Genomic DNA, 17470 nt, shown 5'->3' with positions numbered 1-17470 from the left:
AAGTTTTGATGGAAGGCGTACGGCGGACATGTCGCAGCAGGAGACGGACCAGCAGATCAATGACGGTTTCGTCGTGGACACCGAGGACTGCGAGGAGCGCGAGGCGGCCCACCGTGCCCGCGGCACCGTCCGTCCCATCACCGTCGTGGGCAATCCGGTGCTCCACAAGGAGTGCAAGAACGTCACCTCCTTCGACGGTGAGCTGGCCCAGCTGATCGACGACATGTTCGCCAGCCAGAAGGCCGCCGAAGGTGTCGGACTGGCCGCGAACCAGATCGGTGTCGACCTCAAGGTCTTCGTCTACGACTGCCCGGACGACGACGGCGTCCGCCACGTCGGGGCCATCTGCAACCCGGTCCTCGCCGAGATCCCGGCCGACCGCCGCAACCTCGACGACTCCAACGAGGGCTGCCTCTCGGTCCCGACGGCGTACGCGGCGCTGGCCCGCACCGACTACGCCGAGGTCTCCGGCCAGGACGCCGAGGGCAACCCGGTCAAGGTGCGCGGCACCGGCTACTTCGCCCGCTGCCTCCAGCACGAGACCGACCACTTGTACGGCTACCTGTACATCGACCGTCTCTCGAAGCGCGACCGCAAGGACGCGCTCCGGCAGATGGAGGAGGGCACCCCGCGCTACGAGACGGTGCCCAACCTCTGATCAGGCCGTGCCGACCGGGCCCCGGAAGGTCCGCCGGTAGGCGTTCGGGGTGGTGCCGAGCGTACGGAGAAAGTGGTGGCGCAGCCCCGCGGCCGTACCGAAGCCGACCCGGCCCGCGATCGCGTCGATCGTCTCGTCGGACGCCTCCAGCAGCTCCTGTGCCAGCAGCACCCGTTGACGCAGGAGCCAGCGGTAGGGCGTCGTCCCCGTCTCCTGCTGGAAGCGGCGGGCGAAGGTGCGCGGCGACATCAGGGCACGGGCCGCCAGCTGCTCCACGGTCTGCTCCTCGCCGAGGTGCTGCTCCATCCAGCCGAGCACGTCGGCGACGCTGTCCGCCCGTTCGGGGCTGACCGGGCGTTCGACGAACTGGGCCTGGCCGCCGTCGCGGTGCGGCGGGACCACCATCCGCCGGGCGATCCTGTTGGCGACGTGCGGTCCGTGTTCCTTGCGCACGATGTGCAGGCAGGCGTCGATGCCGGCGGCCGTGCCCGCCGATGTGATGACGGGCCCCTCGTCCACGTACAGCACATCGGGTTCGACCACGGCCAGCGGGAAGGTGCGGGCCAGCTCGTCCGCGTGGCGCCAGTGCGCGGCGCAGCGGCGGCCGTCGAGCAGCCCGGCGGCACCGAGAACGAAGACACCCGAGCAGACACTGAGCACCCGGGCGTCCCGGTCCACCGCCCGCCGCAGCGCGTCGAGCAGCGCCGGCGGGTAGTCGCGGTTCCCCCGGGATTCGGCGGCCGGTACCGCGATCAGGTCGGCCTCCTCCAGCCGTTCCAGGCCGTGCCCGGTGCTCAGCGTGAACCCGGCGTGCGTCTGCAGTACGGGACCCTCGGCGGACGCCACCGCGAAGTCGTACACCGGTAGTCCCTCATCACTCCGGTCGAGGCCGAACACCTCGCAGACCACGCCGAGTTCGAAAGGATTGACGCCGTCCATCAGGACCGCAGCGACGTTCTTCAGCATGAGCCCAGTGTGGCAGCAATTCGACGTTGCGTGTCAGTCCTGCCACTGATTTTCCCGGGCGGCCGGCGCCACAGTTGAAGGCATGAACACCTTCTTGAGCTACCTGACCGTCCTCGCCGTCTTCGTCCTCCTGGCCCTGCCCTCGCTGGTCGGCCAGGCCCAGGAGCGCCGCATCGACCGCGAGCTCGCCCAGCGCCCGCCGGATCCTGAACCGGTCGCTCCTGAGCGGGAGTCGAGGCGGCGGGCCGTCCTGCTGCCGGGTCATGCCCGGTGGTGAGCCCGGGGACCGTGCTGCTTACGCTGTGCCCCGTATACGAAGCACCAAGGAGGGGACATGCGCAGAACTGCGCTGTGGGCCGCGGCATCCGGTGTCGTGGCTCTGGTGGTACTGGGGGCTCCGGCGGCGCACGCCGAGGGCAAGGGTGACATCAGGGTCACCAAGACCGTGGTGAACAAGGGCGGCAACGTCATCGTGGGGGTACATGACGTCAAGACGTTTTCGGTCGTCTTCACGGTCAGGGACAACTCCGGGGTGAAGGGCATCAGCCACGCCGACGTCTTCAACACGGCGAACAACTACGGAGTCGCGGACCTCACCGGGAAGAGCTGCCGCAAGTCGAGCAGCACGACATCGGTCTGTACGGCGACCTTCAAGGCCGACCCGGCCTGGTTCAAGTCGTCGGTGGACATCGACCCGAACGCGCTCGCCGGGACCTGGCAGGTCAACGCCACCGTCCAGGCCCGCGACGGTGACTACTGGATCCATGACCGGCTCGCGCTCTTCGACTTCAAGCGGGCGTCGACCCTCACCACCAACGCCACGCCCGAACCCGTCCGCAAGGGCGGAAAGCTCACCGTCAGGGGCAAGCTCGCCCGTGCCAATTGGAACGACCTCAAGTACCACGGCTACAGCAAGCAGAACGTCAAGCTGCAGTTCAAGAAGTCCGGGGCGTCCTCGTACACCACGGTCAAGACGGTGAAGACCAACGCCACCGGCAACCTCAGCACCACGGTCACGGCGACCGCGTCGGGCTCCTGGCGCTGGAGCTTCTCCGGGACACACACCACCATGGCGATCACCGCGCCCGGCGACGCCGTGAAACTGCGCTAGGAAGGGAGCCGGGCGGGCGCTGTGCCCGCCCGGCTCGTGTGCCGGAGCCGCCTCTAGAACTCGTCGTCGAAGGAGACCGAGCCTTCGACCGCGATCTGGTACGCCGAAGGCCGCCGCTCGAAGAAGTTCGTCAGCTCCTGGACCCCCTGCAACTCCATGAAGGAGAACGGGTTCTCCGAGCCGTACACCGGCGCGAAACCCAGACGCGTGAGCCGCTGATCGGCGACGCACTGGAGATACTCGCGCATCGACTCGGTGTTCATCCCCGGCAGACCGTCTCCGCAGAGGTCACGGCCGAACTGCAGCTCCGCCTCGACCGCCTCCCGCATCATGTCGGTGACCTGCTGCCGCAGCGCGTCGTCGAAGAGCTCGGGCTCCTCCTTTCGGACCGTGTCGACGACCTCGAACGCGAAGTTCATGTGCATGGTCTCGTCCCGGAACACCCAGTTCGTGCCCGTCGCCAGACCGTGCAGCAGGCCACGCGAGCGGAACCAGTACACGTAGGCGAAGGCGCCGTAGAAGAAGAGCCCCTCGATGCAGGCCGCGAAGCAGATCAGGTTCAGCAGGAAGCGGCGGCGGTCGGCCCTGCTCTCCAGTCTGTCGATCTTCTCCACCGAGTCCATCCAGGTGAAGCAGAACTGCGCCTTCTCCCGGATGGACGGGATCTCCTCGACCGCGTCGAACGCCGCCGCCCGGTCGTCCGGGTCGGGCAGATAGGTGTCGAGCAGCGTCAGGTAGAACTGGACGTGCACGGCCTCCTCGAAGAGCTGACGGGAGAGATAGAGCCGCGCCTCCGGGGAGTTGATGTGCTTGTAGAGGGTGAGCACCAGGTTGTTGGAGACGATCGAGTCGCCCGTCGCGAAGAACGCGACCAGCCGTCCGATCATGTGCTGCTCGCCCGGTGAGAGCTTGGCCAGGTCGGTCACGTCCGAGTGCAGGTCGACCTCCTCCACCGTCCAGGTGTTCTTGATCGCGTCGCGGTAGCGCTCGTAGAAGTCCGGGTAGCGCATCGGACGCAGGGTCAGCTCGAAACCCGGGTCGAGCAGGTTCCTGCGCGACGCGGTCGTCTCCGGGTGGGTGGTCATTACTGGCAGGCCTCGCAGGATTCGGGGTTTTCGAGGGAGCAGGCGACGGCGTCCTCGTCGGGCGCCGGAGCCTGTACGGGGACGGTGGCGGCGGACGCGGCCCGCGCGATCCGGGTCGCCGGGCGCGAGCGCAGGTAGTACGTGGTCTTCAGGCCCTGCTTCCACGCGTAGGCGTACATCGAGCTGAGCTTGCCGATGGTCGGCGTCTCCAGGAACAGGTTCAGCGACTGGCTCTGGTCCAGGTACGGCGTACGGGCGGCCGCCATGTCGATCAGCCCCCGCTGCGGGATCTCCCATGCCGTCCGGTACAGGGCGCGGACATCCTCGGGGATCCAGCTGAAGCCCTGCACCGAGCCGCTGGCCTCGCGCAGCGCCTCCCGGGACTGTGCGTCCCAGACCCCCAGCCGTTTGAGCTCGTTGACCAGGTACGCGTTGACCTGAAGGAATTCACCGGACAGCGTCTCGCGCTTGAAGAGGTTCGAGACCTGCGGCTCGATGCACTCGTAGACGCCGGCGATCGAGGCGATGGTCGCGGTCGGCGCGATCGCGAGAAGCAGCGAGTTGCGCATGCCGCTGCGCGCGATACGGGCGCGCAGCGCTTCCCAGCGTTCCGGCCAGGCGGGAGCGGTGTCGTAGTGGTCCGGATGCAGCACGCCGCGGGCCGCACGGGTCCTCTCCCAGGCGGGCAACGGGCCACTGAGCTCCGCGAGCTCGCAGGACGTCTCGTAGGCGGCGAGCATGATCCGCTCGGCGATCCGGGTGGACAACTCCCGTGCACGGGGCGAGTCGAAGGGCAGCCGCAGGGTGAAGAAGACGTCCTGCAGACCCATGACGCCCAGGCCCACCGGACGCCACTTGGCGTTGGACCGGCCGGCCTGCTCGGTCGGGTAGAAGTTGATGTCCACCACCCGGTCGAGGAAGGTGACGGCGGTGCGGACGGTCTCGTCGAGCCGCTCCCAGTCGATGGAGTCGCCGGAGACGAAGGCGCCGACGTTGACCGAGCCGAGGTTGCAGACGGCGGTCTCGCCGTCGTCCGTGACCTCCAGGATCTCGGTGCACAGGTTCGACGAGTGGACGACGGCGCCGGGCTCGGCGGTCTGGTTGGCGGTGCGGTTCGAGGCGTCCTTGAAGGTCATCCAGCCGTTGCCGGTCTGCGCCAGGGTGCGCATCATCCGTCCGTACAGCTCCCGGGCGGGGATGGTGCGCCGGGCGAGCCCCGCCGCCTCCGCCTCGCGGTACGCCGCGTCGAACGCGTCGCCCCACAGGTCGGCCAGTTCGGGGACGTCGACGGGGGAGAAGAGCGACCAGTCGCCGTCCGCGTCGACCCGGCGCATGAACTCGTCGGGGATCCAGTGCGCCAGGTTCAGATTGTGCGTACGCCGCGCCTCCTCACCGGTGTTGTCGCGCAGTTCCAGGAACTCCTCGATGTCCGCGTGCCAGGTCTCGAGGTAGACGCAGGCCGCCCCCTTGCGCCGGCCGCCCTGGTTGACGGCGGCGACCGACGAGTCGAGGGTGCGCAGGAAGGGGACGATGCCGTTGGAGTGGCCGTTGGTGCCGCGGATGAGCGAACCCCGGGAGCGGATCCGGGAGTACGAGAGGCCGATTCCGCCGGCGTGCTTCGAGAGCCTGGCGACCTCGTGATAGCGACGGTAGATCGAGTCGAGCTCGTCCAGCGGCGAGTCGAGGAGATAGCAGGACGACATCTGGGGGTGCCGGGTGCCGGAGTTGAAGAGGGTGGGTGAGGAGGGGAGGTAGTCGAGCCGGCTCATCAGGCCGTACAGCGCGGCGACTTCGTCCACGGCGCGTTCCGACGCGTCATCGGCCAGCCCGCAGGCCACCCGGAGCATGAAGTGCTGCGGGGTCTCGATGACCTGGCGGGTGATCGGGTGGCGCAGCAGGTAGCGGCTGTAGAGGGTGCGCAGGCCGAAGTATCCGAAGCGGTCGTCGGCGCCGGTGTCGATGAGCGCGTCGAGGCGCGCCCCGTGCCGTCGTACGAAGTCCGCTGTGCGGTCCGCGATCAGGCCCTCGCGGTGGCCGACGCCCAACGAGGCGGAGAACGACACCGCGCCCTGCCCGGCCGCCTCTTCGGCGATGGTCCGGGTCAGCAGCCGCGCCGCCAGCTGTGAGTAGGCCGGGTCCTCCGAGATGAGTCCCGCGGCCGCCTCGGTGGCGAGCTCCCGCAACTCCGCCTCGTCCGACCCGGCGTGGCGACCGCGCAGCGCGGCGGCGGCGACCTTGCCGGGGTCGGTGTCGGGGAGGCCGGCTGTGAGGTCGGTCAGAAGCCGCAGCAGTGCGGTTCCCGGGGCGTCCGTCAGCCGTCCCCGGACTTCGGCGGCAGGTGCGGTGGGCGCGGTGGTCACGGTGCGCTCTCCCTCGCTCGGCCGGGCCGGGCGGAGGAGACGCGGGTGCGCACGGGTGCACCGCAGGGCAGCGCACCGCACAGCATCCGCCGGCCCAACCGCGAGGCCCGGACGGTTCCCATCCGGTTCGGTCGAGCCGGATGCGCCGTCGGCAGGTCCTCGGACTCCACGGTGCGCGAAAGCGCACTGTTCACACCGTTGCGGGACAGTTCCGGATTCGCACCGGATTCCCCTGCGGCGACAGCGAGCCTGAGCATACATGTGGTGGGCGTTGGTTGTGTCACCCCCCATATCTTGTGTCGCGGTGGTGTGCCGGGCCCTGTGTCAGAGTGTCAGGGCGTACGTCATCAGAGGGAGCCCCGGGACCGGCTCCCAGTCCCGCTCGGGGGTGCGCAGGAAGCCCAGCCCGGCGTATATCCGGTGCGCGCCGAGCATGGCCGGCTGGGTCGAGAGAACGAGCGCCGACACCCCCTCGGTAGCCTTGGCACGCTCGATACAGGCGCGCACCAGCGCCTCGCCGGCCCCCGCCGACGCGCCTTCCGGGCGACCGCCAACATCCGGAATTCGGCCTCGTCGGCCCGGGCTATGTCGGCCCATTCGCTCCCGGGCGGCGCGTAGGTCACCCCGCCGAGGATCCCGCCCTGGCCATCTGCCGCGACCAGCACTTCGGCGTCGGCGGCACGCCGTGCCACGGCGCGCAGCTCGGTCGGATACGGGTCGTCGGCGCCGAAGTCCAGCAAGCCGTCGCCGAGGTAGGCCTGCGCGGTGATGTCGCCGAGCTCCTCGTACTCCCCGGGGTCGGCCACTCTGATGGTGATGTCCATACGGCGAAGTCTGCCGCACGGGTCCGACAGCCGGAGGTGGCCGAAAGGCGAAGGCGGACGAAAGGCGGAGGGGCCGTACCGCTCACCACCGGTGAGCGGTACGGCCCCTCCGCAGGCGGGCCAACGGCGTGTCAGTGCCCGCCCGGCGCACCCGCCGTGGCCGGCGGGAGCTCCACCTGGACTCCGGGATCACCGGCGTCCGCCGTGTAGTCCTCCGGCGAGGTCTCGTCGATCCCCGCCGGTGCCTTGACGGCGTTGAGGACGAAGGTCAGCACCACCGTCACCACGACGTTCATGACGAAGGCGGTGAGACCGATGTAGCCGATCTCGCCGAGACCCGGGATCTCCTTGGAGGACCCGCCGAAGTGCTTCTGCGTGGGGCTGGCGACGCCGTAGGCGGCGAGTGTCCCGTAGACCATGCCGACCGCCCAGCCGGCCAGCAGCGCCCAGCGGTGGAACCACCGGGTGAAGAGGCCACCGACGAGTGCGGGCATCGTCTGGAGGATCCAGATGCCGCCGAGCAACTGGAAGTTGATCGCGACCGTCTTGTCCATGGAGAGGACGAAGATCAGCGCGCCGACCTTCACCACCAGCGAGACCAGCTTGGAGACCTTGGCTTCCTGCGCCGCTGTCGCGTCCGGCTTCAGGAAGTCCTTGTAGATGTTGCGGGTGAAGAGGTTCGCGGCGGCGATGGACATGATCGCCGCGGGGACCAGGGCACCGATGCCGATGGCGGCGAAGGCCACCCCGGCGAACCAGTCGGGGAACATGTTCTCGAACAGCTGCGGGATCGCCAGCTGGCCGTTCTTGACCTTGACGCCGGCCGCGATCGCCATGAAGCCGAGCAGCGCGAGCAGACCCAGCATCAGCGAGTACAGCGGGAGGATCGCGGTGTTGCGCCGGATCACGTTACGGCTGCGCGAGGAGAGCGTCGCCGTGATGGAGTGCGGATACATGAACAGCGCGAGCGCCGAGCCGAGCGCCAGCGTGGCGTAACCCCACTGACCGGCCACGCCCGGTACCAGCGCCCCGCGGGGTTTGCCGGTCGCCGGATTGGTCTGCGTGAAGGCATGACCGGCCTTGGCGAAGATGTCGTCGAAGCCGCCGAGCTTGATCGGGATGTAGATGATCGCCACGATGATGACGAGGTAGATCAGCCCGTCCTTGACGAAGGCGATCAGCGCGGGGGCCCGCAGCCCGGACGAGTAGGTGTACGCGGCGAGCACCGCGAAGGCGATCAGCAGCGGGAGGTCCTTGACGAACCAGTTGCCGCTCTCGCCGCCCACGCCCATCACGTCGAGCACCGCCTGGATGCCGACCAGCTGAAGGGCGATGTACGGCATCGTGGCGAGGATGCCGGTGACGGCGACCGCCAGCGAGAGTCCCTTGGAGCCGAAGCGACCGCGGACGAAGTCCGAGGTCGTCACGTAGCCGTGCTTGTGCGACACCGACCAGAGCCGCGGCAGGAAAGTGAAGATCAGCGGGTAGACCAGGATGGTGTACGGCACGGCGAAGAAGCCGGCCGCGCCCGCCGCGTAGATGGCCGCGGGCACGGCGACGAAGGTGTACGCCGTGTACAGGTCGCCGCCGAGCAGGAACCAGGTGACCCAGGTCCCGAACGAACGGCCGCCCAGGCCCCACTCGTCGAGACTCGCCGAGGTGTCGGCCCTGCGCCAGCGCGCGGCCATGAAGCCGATGACCGTGACGGCGACGAAGAAGAAGATGAAGACACCGAGAGCGATGCCGTTCACACCGTCCTTCATGCGGACGCACCTCCCTTGCGGGCGCGCTGGTCACGCTGCCACAGCTTGTACGCGAGCATCGTGAGTGCGGTCGAAATGAGCACCCAGAGCATCTGGTACCAGTAGAAGAAGGGGATGCCGATGAAGGTCGGGTCCACCTTGGCGTACGAGCTCACCCAGAGCATCGAAACGAAGGGCGCGATCAGGCATACCGCGATGACCACGCGCCCCGGCGTGATCAGCGGTCTTTTGTCCGGCATGGTGCGGTCCGTCCCCTCACTGAGCACCTGATAGAAGGCGCAGGGAAATCTAAGCGAGGCGGTCCGAGCAGCGGAACCCCTGTCCGCATATCGGTACGGCAACGCCCTGGGGTTCATCGGAACCTACGGTGCCGGAACTGTGCCGGGGCCCTGTCGTTCCTGCGCTTGACCCGAGGACGTTAGCGCAGGTGACGGCGGTAACGGCAGGCCTCGGCGTGGTCCGATGCGGGCGGGTTCCGACAACGCCCGCCGGATAGCCCCCGCACGCCCCCGCACGCCCCTGCGTGGCCTTCGCGCAGGCCGCCCCGTCGGCCGAGGGCAGCCCGGCTGCCCGATCGGGCAGAGCTGTCCCGGGTCGACGCACCACCCCAACGACGGCCTTGACAGGTCGAGTTGGTCTAGTCCAATGTTCTGGGAACGCTTGCTGAGCGCGGGGAAGCTCCTGCTGCGACTTCTTGCCGGGTGGGATCCCGAACCGCCGCACTGACGCCGTTCGGCGCCGTACCTCGGTGATGTGTCCCCGCGCTGGAACCGCCGGTGAGCGGCCGGTCCAGTCAGCGACACATCCGATCCCTGGAGTGGTTGCATGCCCCCACCTGCCCCCTATCTGTACCGAGCCTCTTCGGACATCCCCTACTTCAGCCCGGACGGTGAGGCGTATCTGGCGCAGACGCCGTTGCGGGACCTCAAGAAGTCACAGCCGCTTCGGGTGCTGTCCGAGGAGGACTTCGCCTTCTGGCAGACCTACGGCTATGTCGTGGTGAAAGAGGCGGTCCCCGCTTCGACGGCGGAGCGCCTGCTGGAATTCACCTGGGAATTCCAGGGCCTCGACCCGGCTCGGCCGGACGATTGGTACGCGGACCGTCCCTTTCGTACAGATCTGGACCGAGAGCTTCATGTCTACGGATTCGTCGAGGCGTACCACCACCAGCTCATGTGGGACAACCGTCAGACGCAGCGTGTCTACGACGCGTTCGTCGATGTGTGGGACTGCGAGGAGCTGTGGGTGACCCTGGACCGGCTCAATCTGAACCCGCCCAACATCAAGAACCGTGATCGCGCGCTCATCGCGCCCACGGACGAGGGCTTCGACATCGAACTCCACTGGGATGTCGACAGCACACTCGGCGTGCCGCCGCAGCGAGTCCAGGGCATCGTCGCGCTGACCGGCACCCAGCAGGACGAAGGCGGGTTCCAGTGCTCGCCCGAGCTGTTCCGCCGGTTCGACCGGTGGAAGGCGGCTCAGCCGGCCGATCGCGATCCGGTCCGGCCGGGGGCGGATCCGGCGGAGTTCCCCGTGGTCCGGCCGCAACTCGAGGCGGGTGACCTGCTGATCTGGAACGGTCTTCTCGCGCACGGGGTGGCGTCCAACACCTCGGAGAAGGGTGTCCGAGCAGTCCAGTACCTGTCCATGATGCCCGCACTGGAGACGCACCGGGAGATGCGGGAATCCAGGGTCGGCTCGTGGCGCAGCCTCAGCACACCGGACTGGAACAAGACGCTGGTCGGCGATGTGGCGCGGCACGAGTCCCTCAGGTACGGCACCGCCGAGCTCAATGACCTCGGCGAAAAGCTGTTGGGGCTCACATCCTGGAGCGGGCAGGAATCCGTACGGCCGACCGGAGAACCGGAATGCACAGAATCTGCCTGACCCTTCCCACGAACAGAGCGTGCGCCGCCACGATCTCGGCCATCAGCAAGGAGGCGGCCTACGCGGCCGAGCACTTCGCCGTGGAGGTGCACCTGCTGATTCTGGACTCCTCCGAGGAACACGAGTTCGCGGAGCATGCCAACGTTGTCAGCGACGTCGAGAGACCGGCCCATGTGGTGGTGCACCATCTGAACGAGGCGGCACAGCGGGATTACCTGCGGCGAGTGATCCACCGGGCCGACGTCGTCAAGCCCGATCTGATGCTGGACCTCATGCTCCCGGACGACGTCTCCTACGGCGCCTGCACCAATCGAGCGTTCCTGATCGGCAGTTCGCTCGGGTGCCGGTCCGTGCACCGCAGGGATTCGGACAGCAGCTATCAGGCCCTGAACGGTGAACTCGTCTTTCCCATCCACCACGAGCTCGGGTCACTCGGGAAGCGCGCGGCCGACGCGGTGCCTGGCGTGTCCGAGACCGCGCTGGACCCGGTCCACGCGGACAGGCCGGTGGTGCTGGTCGGTGGCTCCTTCGTGGGTGAACTGTCGGTCGACATCGGTGAGGTCCGGCGGATCGACCCCGACACCTACCGGGACATCGTCAGCCTGTGGGCCCCCGTCGGCTGGTCGGCGGAGGAGAAGCAGCAGTTGGCCGACGAATCGTTCAAGGGAGCCGGCGCCGTAGCGTTCAGCGGCGATCACTCGACCCTGACCATCGTCGATCCCATGCGGGTGGACATGTGCAACATCAGCTTCCAGCAGGTGTACGAGCGCGTGCCACTGCCGCCGGCGACGAACACCATCGGCAGCGACTACTTCCTGATGCACCTGGTCTCGGACGCCGGACTTCCCGGCGTCCTGCACAACCGCAACATCGTGAACTTCTACACCGCTGAACGGAGAACCGACTCCGGATTCATGGCCTACCAGATGCGGTTGACGAAATTCTTTCTTTCCATGCTCTACTTCAATTTCATCTACGGCAGGATGGCGGCAGCAGGCGACTCACTGCTCGATGACCGACATCGCGTCCACGCATCCACCGTCGTCGAATTCGTCAGGGAAAGTGCCCTGCTGGACACGGAGGAGAACGTACAGCGACTGAACAGTCTTGATCGTTCCTACCGGAAGCTGGGAGGCAGATATGCCGATTTCGCCGACGTCCTGGTGTCGCGAAGCCGCCGACTGCTCGACGAAGCCCGGCAGGACATCGAGGACTTCGCGCTGCTGATCGAGGCGTGGGAACCGCTGATGCAGGCGAGCAGGACCACAGCCGTGCACCGGTCATGAACACACTGATGCGCGCTGCGCTGGCAGCGGCCGCCGATGACCGGATCGTCTTCGATCTCGCAGGAATCGAAGGGCGATACACATCGCTGAAACGAGAACTGCCCGGTATCTCCGTCCGTTTCGCCATGAAAGCCTGTCCGGTGGACGAGGTACTTTCCTGCCTGGCGAACAAGGGTGCCGGCTTCGATGCGGCGAGCCCCCATGAGATCGCGCAGGCCGTCAGGACCGGCGTGCCGATGAACTTCATCCATTACGGCAACACCATCAAGTCCGACCGCAATATCGCCGACGCGTACCGTCTCGGTGTCCGGGACTTCGCGACGGACAGTGTCGAGGACGTGAAAGCGATCGCGGTGCATGCTCCCGGTGCCCGGGTGTTCTGCCGGCTCGCCACCACCGGCGACGGGGCGCTCTGGGGACTCAGCCAGAAGTTCGGATGCTCGGACACCGATGCGGTGCTGGTCATGGAGGCGGCCCGGGCCGCGGGCCTCACGCCGGCGGGTCTGTCCGTCCACGTCGGATCGCAGCAGATGACGGCCGAGGCGTGGACGGACGCCGTGGAGCGGATCGCCGATGTACTCGCAACCCTGAACCGGCGGGGGATCTTTCCGGACCACATCAATCTCGGCGGGGGTCTGCCCGCCCTCGGCTGTCTCGACGGACGGGGCAGGCCGCTGGATCCTCCGATGGACAAGATCTGGGCGGTGATCCGGGAAGGCGTGCAGAGGCTCCGCGAGGTGTCGGAAACCCCTCTGGACTTCGTCATGGAGCCCGGGCGCTACCTGGTCGCCGACCACGGCGCGATACGGGCACATGTGTCCCGGCTGTCCCACCGGCGGCAGCTGAACGGCGAACGCCAGTACTGGTTGTACCTGAGTTGTGGGAAATTCAACGGGCTCTACGAAATGGACGAGCTGCAGTACCGGCTCGAGTTCCCTTCTCATCGCGACTCCGCATGCGTACCGGCCGTTGTCGCGGGCCCCACCTGCGACACCGACGATGCCTATGCCCACGAGCACAACCTCGTTCAGGTGCCCGGCAAAGCGGCGTCAGGGGATCCCGTGTGGATCTTCTCTGCCGGTGCCTATGCCATCAGTTACACCACGCAAGGCTTCAATGGGTTCGCCCCGCTCCCGTACACGTGCATCAACGGCGAGGACACGGAAGGTGCGGAGTAGATGAGCCACGACATACGGATACGGCACATCTCCGAGACCGACTGGAGCGACATCGTGGCGCTCGAAGCCGGTGCCTACACCGACCACGCCCTGTCGGAGGGGCGGACCGCGCTCGAGTCCAGGGCCCGCCCGTCGCCGGACACGTGCTTCGTGCTGGATTGCGAACGGCGGACGGTGGGTTATGTGCTGGCGCTGCCCTATCCGAGGTTCCGATATCCGGATCCGACCCGAATCGAGGAGGGGCGGTTCGCGTCGCGCAACCTGCATCTGCACGACCTTGTCATCGCCGAAGGTTTCCGCGGCAGAGGCCTCGCGAAACAGCTCCTGCGCCACCTCACGGCAACGGCCGGAGCGAAGCGGTACGAACACATCTCCTTGGTCGCGGTTGCGGGCGGCGAGAGCTTCTGGTCGGCACGCGGATACCGGGCGCACCAGGAGGTAGCGCTCCCGAAGAGTTACGGCAAGGAAGCGGTGTACATGTCCAAGGAGGTGAAATGACGCCGAACCGGATTCTGCGCAGCAAGGACGGGTTCCGCCGGGCGCAGCTCGCGATCGCGGCACTCTTCTGCATTCTTGGCTTTCAGTACGGCACCTGGGCGTCCCGGCTCCCCGTGCTCAAGGCGAAACTGCACCTGACCGAGGCGGAGCTCGGCCTTCTGCTGATGGCCTGTGGGGTGGGCGCGGCCGTGTCCTTCCCACTCGTGACGATACTGATGAGACGGCTGGGCTCCCGGCGCCTCGCGGGTATGTCGGCCGTGGGCCTCGGCCTGCTGTTGCCGCTGCTGGCAATGGCCCCCGACTATCCGGTCGCCGTCCTGATCGTCGGTTGCGACGGTGTCGCCGTGGGATGCCTGAACGTGGCGATGAACGCACAAGGCGCCGCGCTCGAGGTCGCCTACCAGCGGACCGCCATGGCCAGATTCCATGCGACGTTCAGCGGCGGGGCTCTGGGCGCGGCGCTTCTCGCATCGGGCATGAACCTGGTGACCCCGTCGCTGGCCGCACACTTCGGGGTGGCCACCGTCCTCATCCTGCTGCTCGTCGCCTACGCCGGGCCGGGCCTGCTGACGGAGGAACGGCAGCAACCGGCTGAGGCCCCGCCACGGCAGACGGGCCGTCGCACCTTCACGATGCCGTCCCGGGTGACGCTATGGATGGGTGGCGCCATGGTGTTCGGCACCGTGACCGAAGGAGCCATGAACGACTGGTCGGCGCTCTATATGAAGGACGTCGTCAACGCGACGCCGGAACTGGCGCCGATGGGTATCGCGGTGGTCTCCGTCATGATGGTGCTGGCCCGGGTCTTCGCCGACGGCTGGCGCACCCGCTGGGGCGACGGCCGTATCGTGCGCGTCGGCAGTGCTCTGGCCGGTGCGGGGCTGGCGCTCGCTCTGCTGGCCGGTGGCGTGGTGCCGGCACTGATCGGCTTCGCCTGCGTCGGTCTCGGCATCGCCGCCGCGACGCCGTGCATCTACGTGGCGGCGGCACGGCAGGGCTCCGAGGCACTGGCACTGGTCGCCGCCATGGGGACGACCGGGCTGTTGGCCGGGCCCGCGATGATCGGCTTCATAGCGAGCGCCGGAAGCCTGGTCTGGGGCATGGGCGCTGTTGCCGTCTCGGCCCTCCTGGTGTCCCTGTGCACCACGCAGATCCGTTGGATGGCTCCGACCGACGCATGACCGGCCCAACGGCCGCGTCGCACGGGCCGCGTCCCACGGCCCTTGCCCCACGGCCCGTGTCGCACGGCCCTTGCCCCACGGCCCGTGTCGCACGGCCCAACGGCCTTGCCGCAAGGGCCGAATGCGGCTTTTCGAGCACCCCGGGGCTTCTTGACACCCCCAATTGGTCTACGCCAATATGGCGTTGGCCTGTACCTAGTGCCGGGAGCGGCACTAGTCTCCGCCGGTCGGACTCGGCCGGCTCTGCGCCCGTGCCCTTCGGAGGCCCCGCCATGAAGCCAAGCAGTCACCCGAATCTGGAGCGGATAGCTCTCTCCGTCCTCCAGCCGGGGTTCGTGGGGACCACCGCACCGGACTGGATCCGGCGAAGGATCGCCGACGGCCTCAGCTCCGTTGTGCTGTTCGGGCGGAACATCGTGAACCCGGAACAGGTCACCGAGCTCACCGGCTCGTTGCGCGCGGAGAATCCCGATCTCATCGTCGCCATCGACGAGGAGGCCGGGGACGTCACCCGGATCGAGGCGTGGACCGGAGCTTCCCGGCCGGGGAACCTCGCACTGGGGGCCGTTGACGACATCGATCTCACCGAGTCCGTCGCGCGCGACATCGGACGTGAACTCCACGCGGTGGGTGTCTCCCTGAACTACGCGCCGAGCGCGGACGTCAACTCCAACCCGCTGAACCCGGTGATCGGGGTGCGGTCCTTCGGGGAGCGGACCGACGTCGTATCGCGGCACACCGCTGCCTGGATCAGGGGCCTGCAAGAGGCGGGCGTCGCCGCCTGCGCGAAGCACTTCCCCGGGCACGGGGACACGGCGATCGACTCGCACCACGGACTGCCCCGGGTGTCGGCCGGGGCCGGGGAGATCGCCCGAACGGCGCTCCCGCCGTTCATCGCGGCGATGGAGGCCGGTGTCCGGGCGGTCATGACCGCTCACCTCCTCGTGCCGGCGTACGACGCGGAACTGCCCGCCACCCTCAGCCGCCGCATCCTGCGGGACCTGCTGCGGGACGAACTCGGCTTCGACGGCATGGTCGTGACGGACGGCATCGAGATGGGGGCGGTCTCGGGCCGCTACGGGATCGACGGGGCGACCGTCCGGGCCCTGGCCGGCGGTGCGGACGCCGTCTGCGTGGGGGGCGAGAGCGCCGAGGAGTCCACCGTCGACCTGCTCAGCGCCGCGCTCGTCGGAGCCGTAAGGGACGGCACCCTTCCCGAGGACCGGCTGGTGCAGGCGGCCACGCGGGTACGTGACTTCGCCGCCTGGTCCGGTGCGCGGGGGAGAGCGGTGGCGCGGGATCTCACCGGTTCCGACATCGGGCTGGTCGCGGCGAGGCGAGCGGTCCGGGTGCGCCGCGGGCCCGGGACCGGAAGTGCGCTGCCGGTCGGCGGCGCGGTGCATGTGGTCGAGCTGTCTCCGACGATGAGTCTCGCCATCGACGGCCGGACCCCCTGGGGAGTGGCCGGCCCGCTGAGCGACCTGATGCCCGGGACCACGTCCGTCCGTCTGACGGAGGCCGACCTGGACGGTTCGGACGACCTGCTCGATCGTGCCGTGCTGACAGCGGCCCGGGACCGGTCGCTCGTGGTCGTGGTGCGTGACGCCGCCCGGCACCGCTGGATGTCCGATGTCCTGACCCGCCTGCTGCGGGCCCGGCCCGACGCCCTTGTCGTGGAGATGGGCGTACCGGCGGGCGACGCGCTCGGCGCCGTCCACGTGGCCACGAACGGTGCGACCCGGGTTTCCGGCATCGCCGCCGCCGAAGTGCTGGTCGGCTGAGCGGCGGCCGCGCCGCTCAGCCGTCGCACCCGCTACTCGACCGGTCGCTTGAGGTTGGCCACGAACTTGTAGCGGTCGCCGCGGTAGACCGAGCGCACCCACTCCACGGGTTCACCGGCGCCGTCGACCGAGTGACGCGACAGCATCAGCATCGGCAGGCCGACGTCCGTGCCGAGCAGTCCGGCCTCGCGCGGGGTGGCGAGTGAGGTTTCGATGGTCTCCTCCGCCTCGGCGAGCCGGACGTCGTAGACCTCCGCCAGCGCGGTGTACAGCGAGGTGTACTTCACCAGCGAGCGGCGCAGCGCCGGGAAGCGCTTCGCCGACAGGTGGGTGGTCTCGATGGCCATCGGCTCACCGCTGGCGAGCCGGAGCCGCTCGATCCGCAGCACCCGGCCGCCGGCGGTGATGTCCAGCAGCCCGGCCAGCGTGTCGTCGGCGGTGACGTAACCGATGTCGAGCAACTGCGAGGTCGGCTCGAGGCCCTGAGCCCGCATGTCCTCGGTGTACGAGGTGAGCTGCAGCGCCTGCGAGACCTTGGGCTTGGCCACGAAGGTGCCCTTGCCCTGGATGCGCTCCAGCCGGCCTTCGACGACCAGTTCCTGGAGCGCCTGGCGCACCGTGGTGCGCGAGGTGTCGAACTCGGCGGCCAGTGTCCGCTCCGGCGGCACCGGCGTGCCGGGCGGCAGGGTCTCCGTCATGTCGAGCAGATGCCGCTTGAGCCGGTAGTACTTGGGCACGCGCGCGGTACGTCCCGGCGCCGCGTTCTCCGTATCGGTACTGCCCCCGTCGGTGCCCATCGCCTGCCTTCCCGAACGCTGTGCTGCTGCCGTCACCGGCTCCTCCGTCTGTCGCGGCTCACATGGTGGCACGGTCCGGTAGCGGGACGTCG

General features: G+C 68.4%; 15 protein-coding genes, 1 pseudogene and 1 riboswitch. Of the genes and pseudogenes, 9 read left to right on the top strand and 7 right to left on the bottom strand.

Features of this window, described 5'->3' with window-relative positions:
• Positions 1–28 precede the first annotated feature (28 nt).
• Positions 29–658, top strand: a complete 630-nt coding sequence (gene def / locus AB0M87_RS02965; protein WP_365849571.1) for a peptide deformylase — start codon at positions 29–31, stop codon at positions 656–658.
• Here def and AB0M87_RS02960 read toward each other — a convergent pair whose 3' ends face one another.
• The gene (locus AB0M87_RS02960) at positions 659–1624 is read right to left on the bottom strand and encodes a helix-turn-helix domain-containing protein (protein WP_365849570.1); all 966 of its coding nucleotides are present in this window, start codon (positions 1622–1624) and stop codon (positions 659–661) included.
• Between the two features lie 82 nt (positions 1625–1706).
• Between AB0M87_RS02960 and AB0M87_RS02955 the strand changes: the two genes are divergently transcribed.
• Both AB0M87_RS02955 and AB0M87_RS02950 read left to right on the top strand, forming a co-directional pair.
• The gene (locus tag AB0M87_RS02955; protein WP_365849568.1) at positions 1707–1901 is read left to right on the top strand and encodes a hypothetical protein; all 195 of its coding nucleotides are present in this window, start codon (positions 1707–1709) and stop codon (positions 1899–1901) included.
• 57 nt (positions 1902–1958) lie between these two features.
• Positions 1959–2735, top strand: a complete 777-nt coding sequence (locus AB0M87_RS02950) for a hypothetical protein (protein WP_365849566.1) — start codon at positions 1959–1961, stop codon at positions 2733–2735.
• A gap of 53 nt (positions 2736–2788) precedes the next feature.
• Here the strand turns inward: AB0M87_RS02950 and AB0M87_RS02945 are convergent, their stop codons facing one another.
• The 5 genes and pseudogenes from AB0M87_RS02945 to AB0M87_RS02925 form a co-directional block, all read right to left on the bottom strand.
• Positions 2789–3820: a ribonucleotide-diphosphate reductase subunit beta gene (locus tag AB0M87_RS02945; RefSeq protein ID WP_365849564.1), complete on the bottom strand. Its 1032-nt coding sequence runs from the start codon at positions 3818–3820 to the stop codon at positions 2789–2791.
• Entirely contained in the window at positions 3820–6180 is a 2361-nt protein-coding gene (locus AB0M87_RS02940; protein WP_365849562.1) for a ribonucleoside-diphosphate reductase subunit alpha, read from the bottom strand. Before AB0M87_RS02940 ends, AB0M87_RS02945 begins: the two co-directional genes overlap by 1 nt.
• A gap of 132 nt (positions 6181–6312) precedes the next feature.
• Positions 6313–6448, bottom strand: a riboswitch (cobalamin riboswitch).
• 56 nt (positions 6449–6504) lie between these two features.
• Positions 6505–7004 (bottom strand): annotated as a pseudogene (locus AB0M87_RS02935) (GNAT family N-acetyltransferase).
• A gap of 131 nt (positions 7005–7135) precedes the next feature.
• Positions 7136–8767, bottom strand: coding sequence for a monocarboxylate uptake permease MctP (gene mctP / locus AB0M87_RS02930; protein WP_365849560.1), 1632 nt, complete (start codon positions 8765–8767; stop codon positions 7136–7138).
• Positions 8764–9006: a DUF3311 domain-containing protein gene (locus AB0M87_RS02925; RefSeq protein WP_365849558.1), complete on the bottom strand. Its 243-nt coding sequence runs from the start codon at positions 9004–9006 to the stop codon at positions 8764–8766. The genes mctP and AB0M87_RS02925 overlap by 4 nt, the downstream gene beginning before the upstream one ends.
• A gap of 586 nt (positions 9007–9592) precedes the next feature.
• Between AB0M87_RS02925 and AB0M87_RS02920 the strand changes: the two genes are divergently transcribed.
• The 6 genes from AB0M87_RS02920 (at position 9593) to AB0M87_RS02895 (ending at position 16581) form a co-directional block, all read left to right on the top strand.
• On the top strand, positions 9593–10657 hold the full coding sequence (locus AB0M87_RS02920) for a phytanoyl-CoA dioxygenase family protein (protein ID WP_365849557.1): 1065 nt from the start codon (positions 9593–9595) through the stop codon (positions 10655–10657).
• Complete coding sequence (locus tag AB0M87_RS02915; protein WP_365849555.1) at positions 10639–11943, top strand: DUF6271 family protein; 1305 nt, start codon at positions 10639–10641, stop codon at positions 11941–11943. The genes AB0M87_RS02920 and AB0M87_RS02915 overlap by 19 nt, the downstream gene beginning before the upstream one ends.
• Positions 11944–11951: 8 nt before the next feature.
• The gene (locus AB0M87_RS02910; RefSeq protein ID WP_365849554.1) at positions 11952–13121 is read left to right on the top strand and encodes a type III PLP-dependent enzyme; all 1170 of its coding nucleotides are present in this window, start codon (positions 11952–11954) and stop codon (positions 13119–13121) included.
• On the top strand, positions 13122–13619 hold the full coding sequence (locus tag AB0M87_RS02905) for a GNAT family N-acetyltransferase (protein ID WP_365849552.1): 498 nt from the start codon (positions 13122–13124) through the stop codon (positions 13617–13619).
• Complete coding sequence (locus tag AB0M87_RS02900; RefSeq protein ID WP_365849551.1) at positions 13616–14800, top strand: MFS transporter; 1185 nt, start codon at positions 13616–13618, stop codon at positions 14798–14800. The genes AB0M87_RS02905 and AB0M87_RS02900 overlap by 4 nt, the downstream gene beginning before the upstream one ends.
• Before the next feature lie 272 nt (positions 14801–15072).
• A complete protein-coding gene (locus AB0M87_RS02895) occupies positions 15073–16581 on the top strand; it encodes a glycoside hydrolase family 3 N-terminal domain-containing protein (RefSeq protein ID WP_365849549.1) in 1509 nt (502 codons plus the stop codon).
• Positions 16582–16613: 32 nt separating this feature from the next.
• Here AB0M87_RS02895 and AB0M87_RS02890 read toward each other — a convergent pair whose 3' ends face one another.
• Positions 16614–17378 (bottom strand): GntR family transcriptional regulator, encoded by a 765-nt coding sequence (locus AB0M87_RS02890; RefSeq protein ID WP_365849885.1) that lies wholly within the window; start codon positions 17376–17378, stop codon positions 16614–16616.
• Positions 17379–17470 lie beyond the last annotated feature (92 nt).

It is taken from the genome of Streptomyces sp. NPDC051320 (assembly GCF_040682175.1).
Classification (GTDB): Bacteria; Actinomycetota; Actinomycetes; order Streptomycetales; family Streptomycetaceae; genus Streptomyces.
The sequence above is the reverse complement of the archived record's forward strand: the minus strand, read 5'-3'. Positions and strand labels throughout refer to the sequence as shown.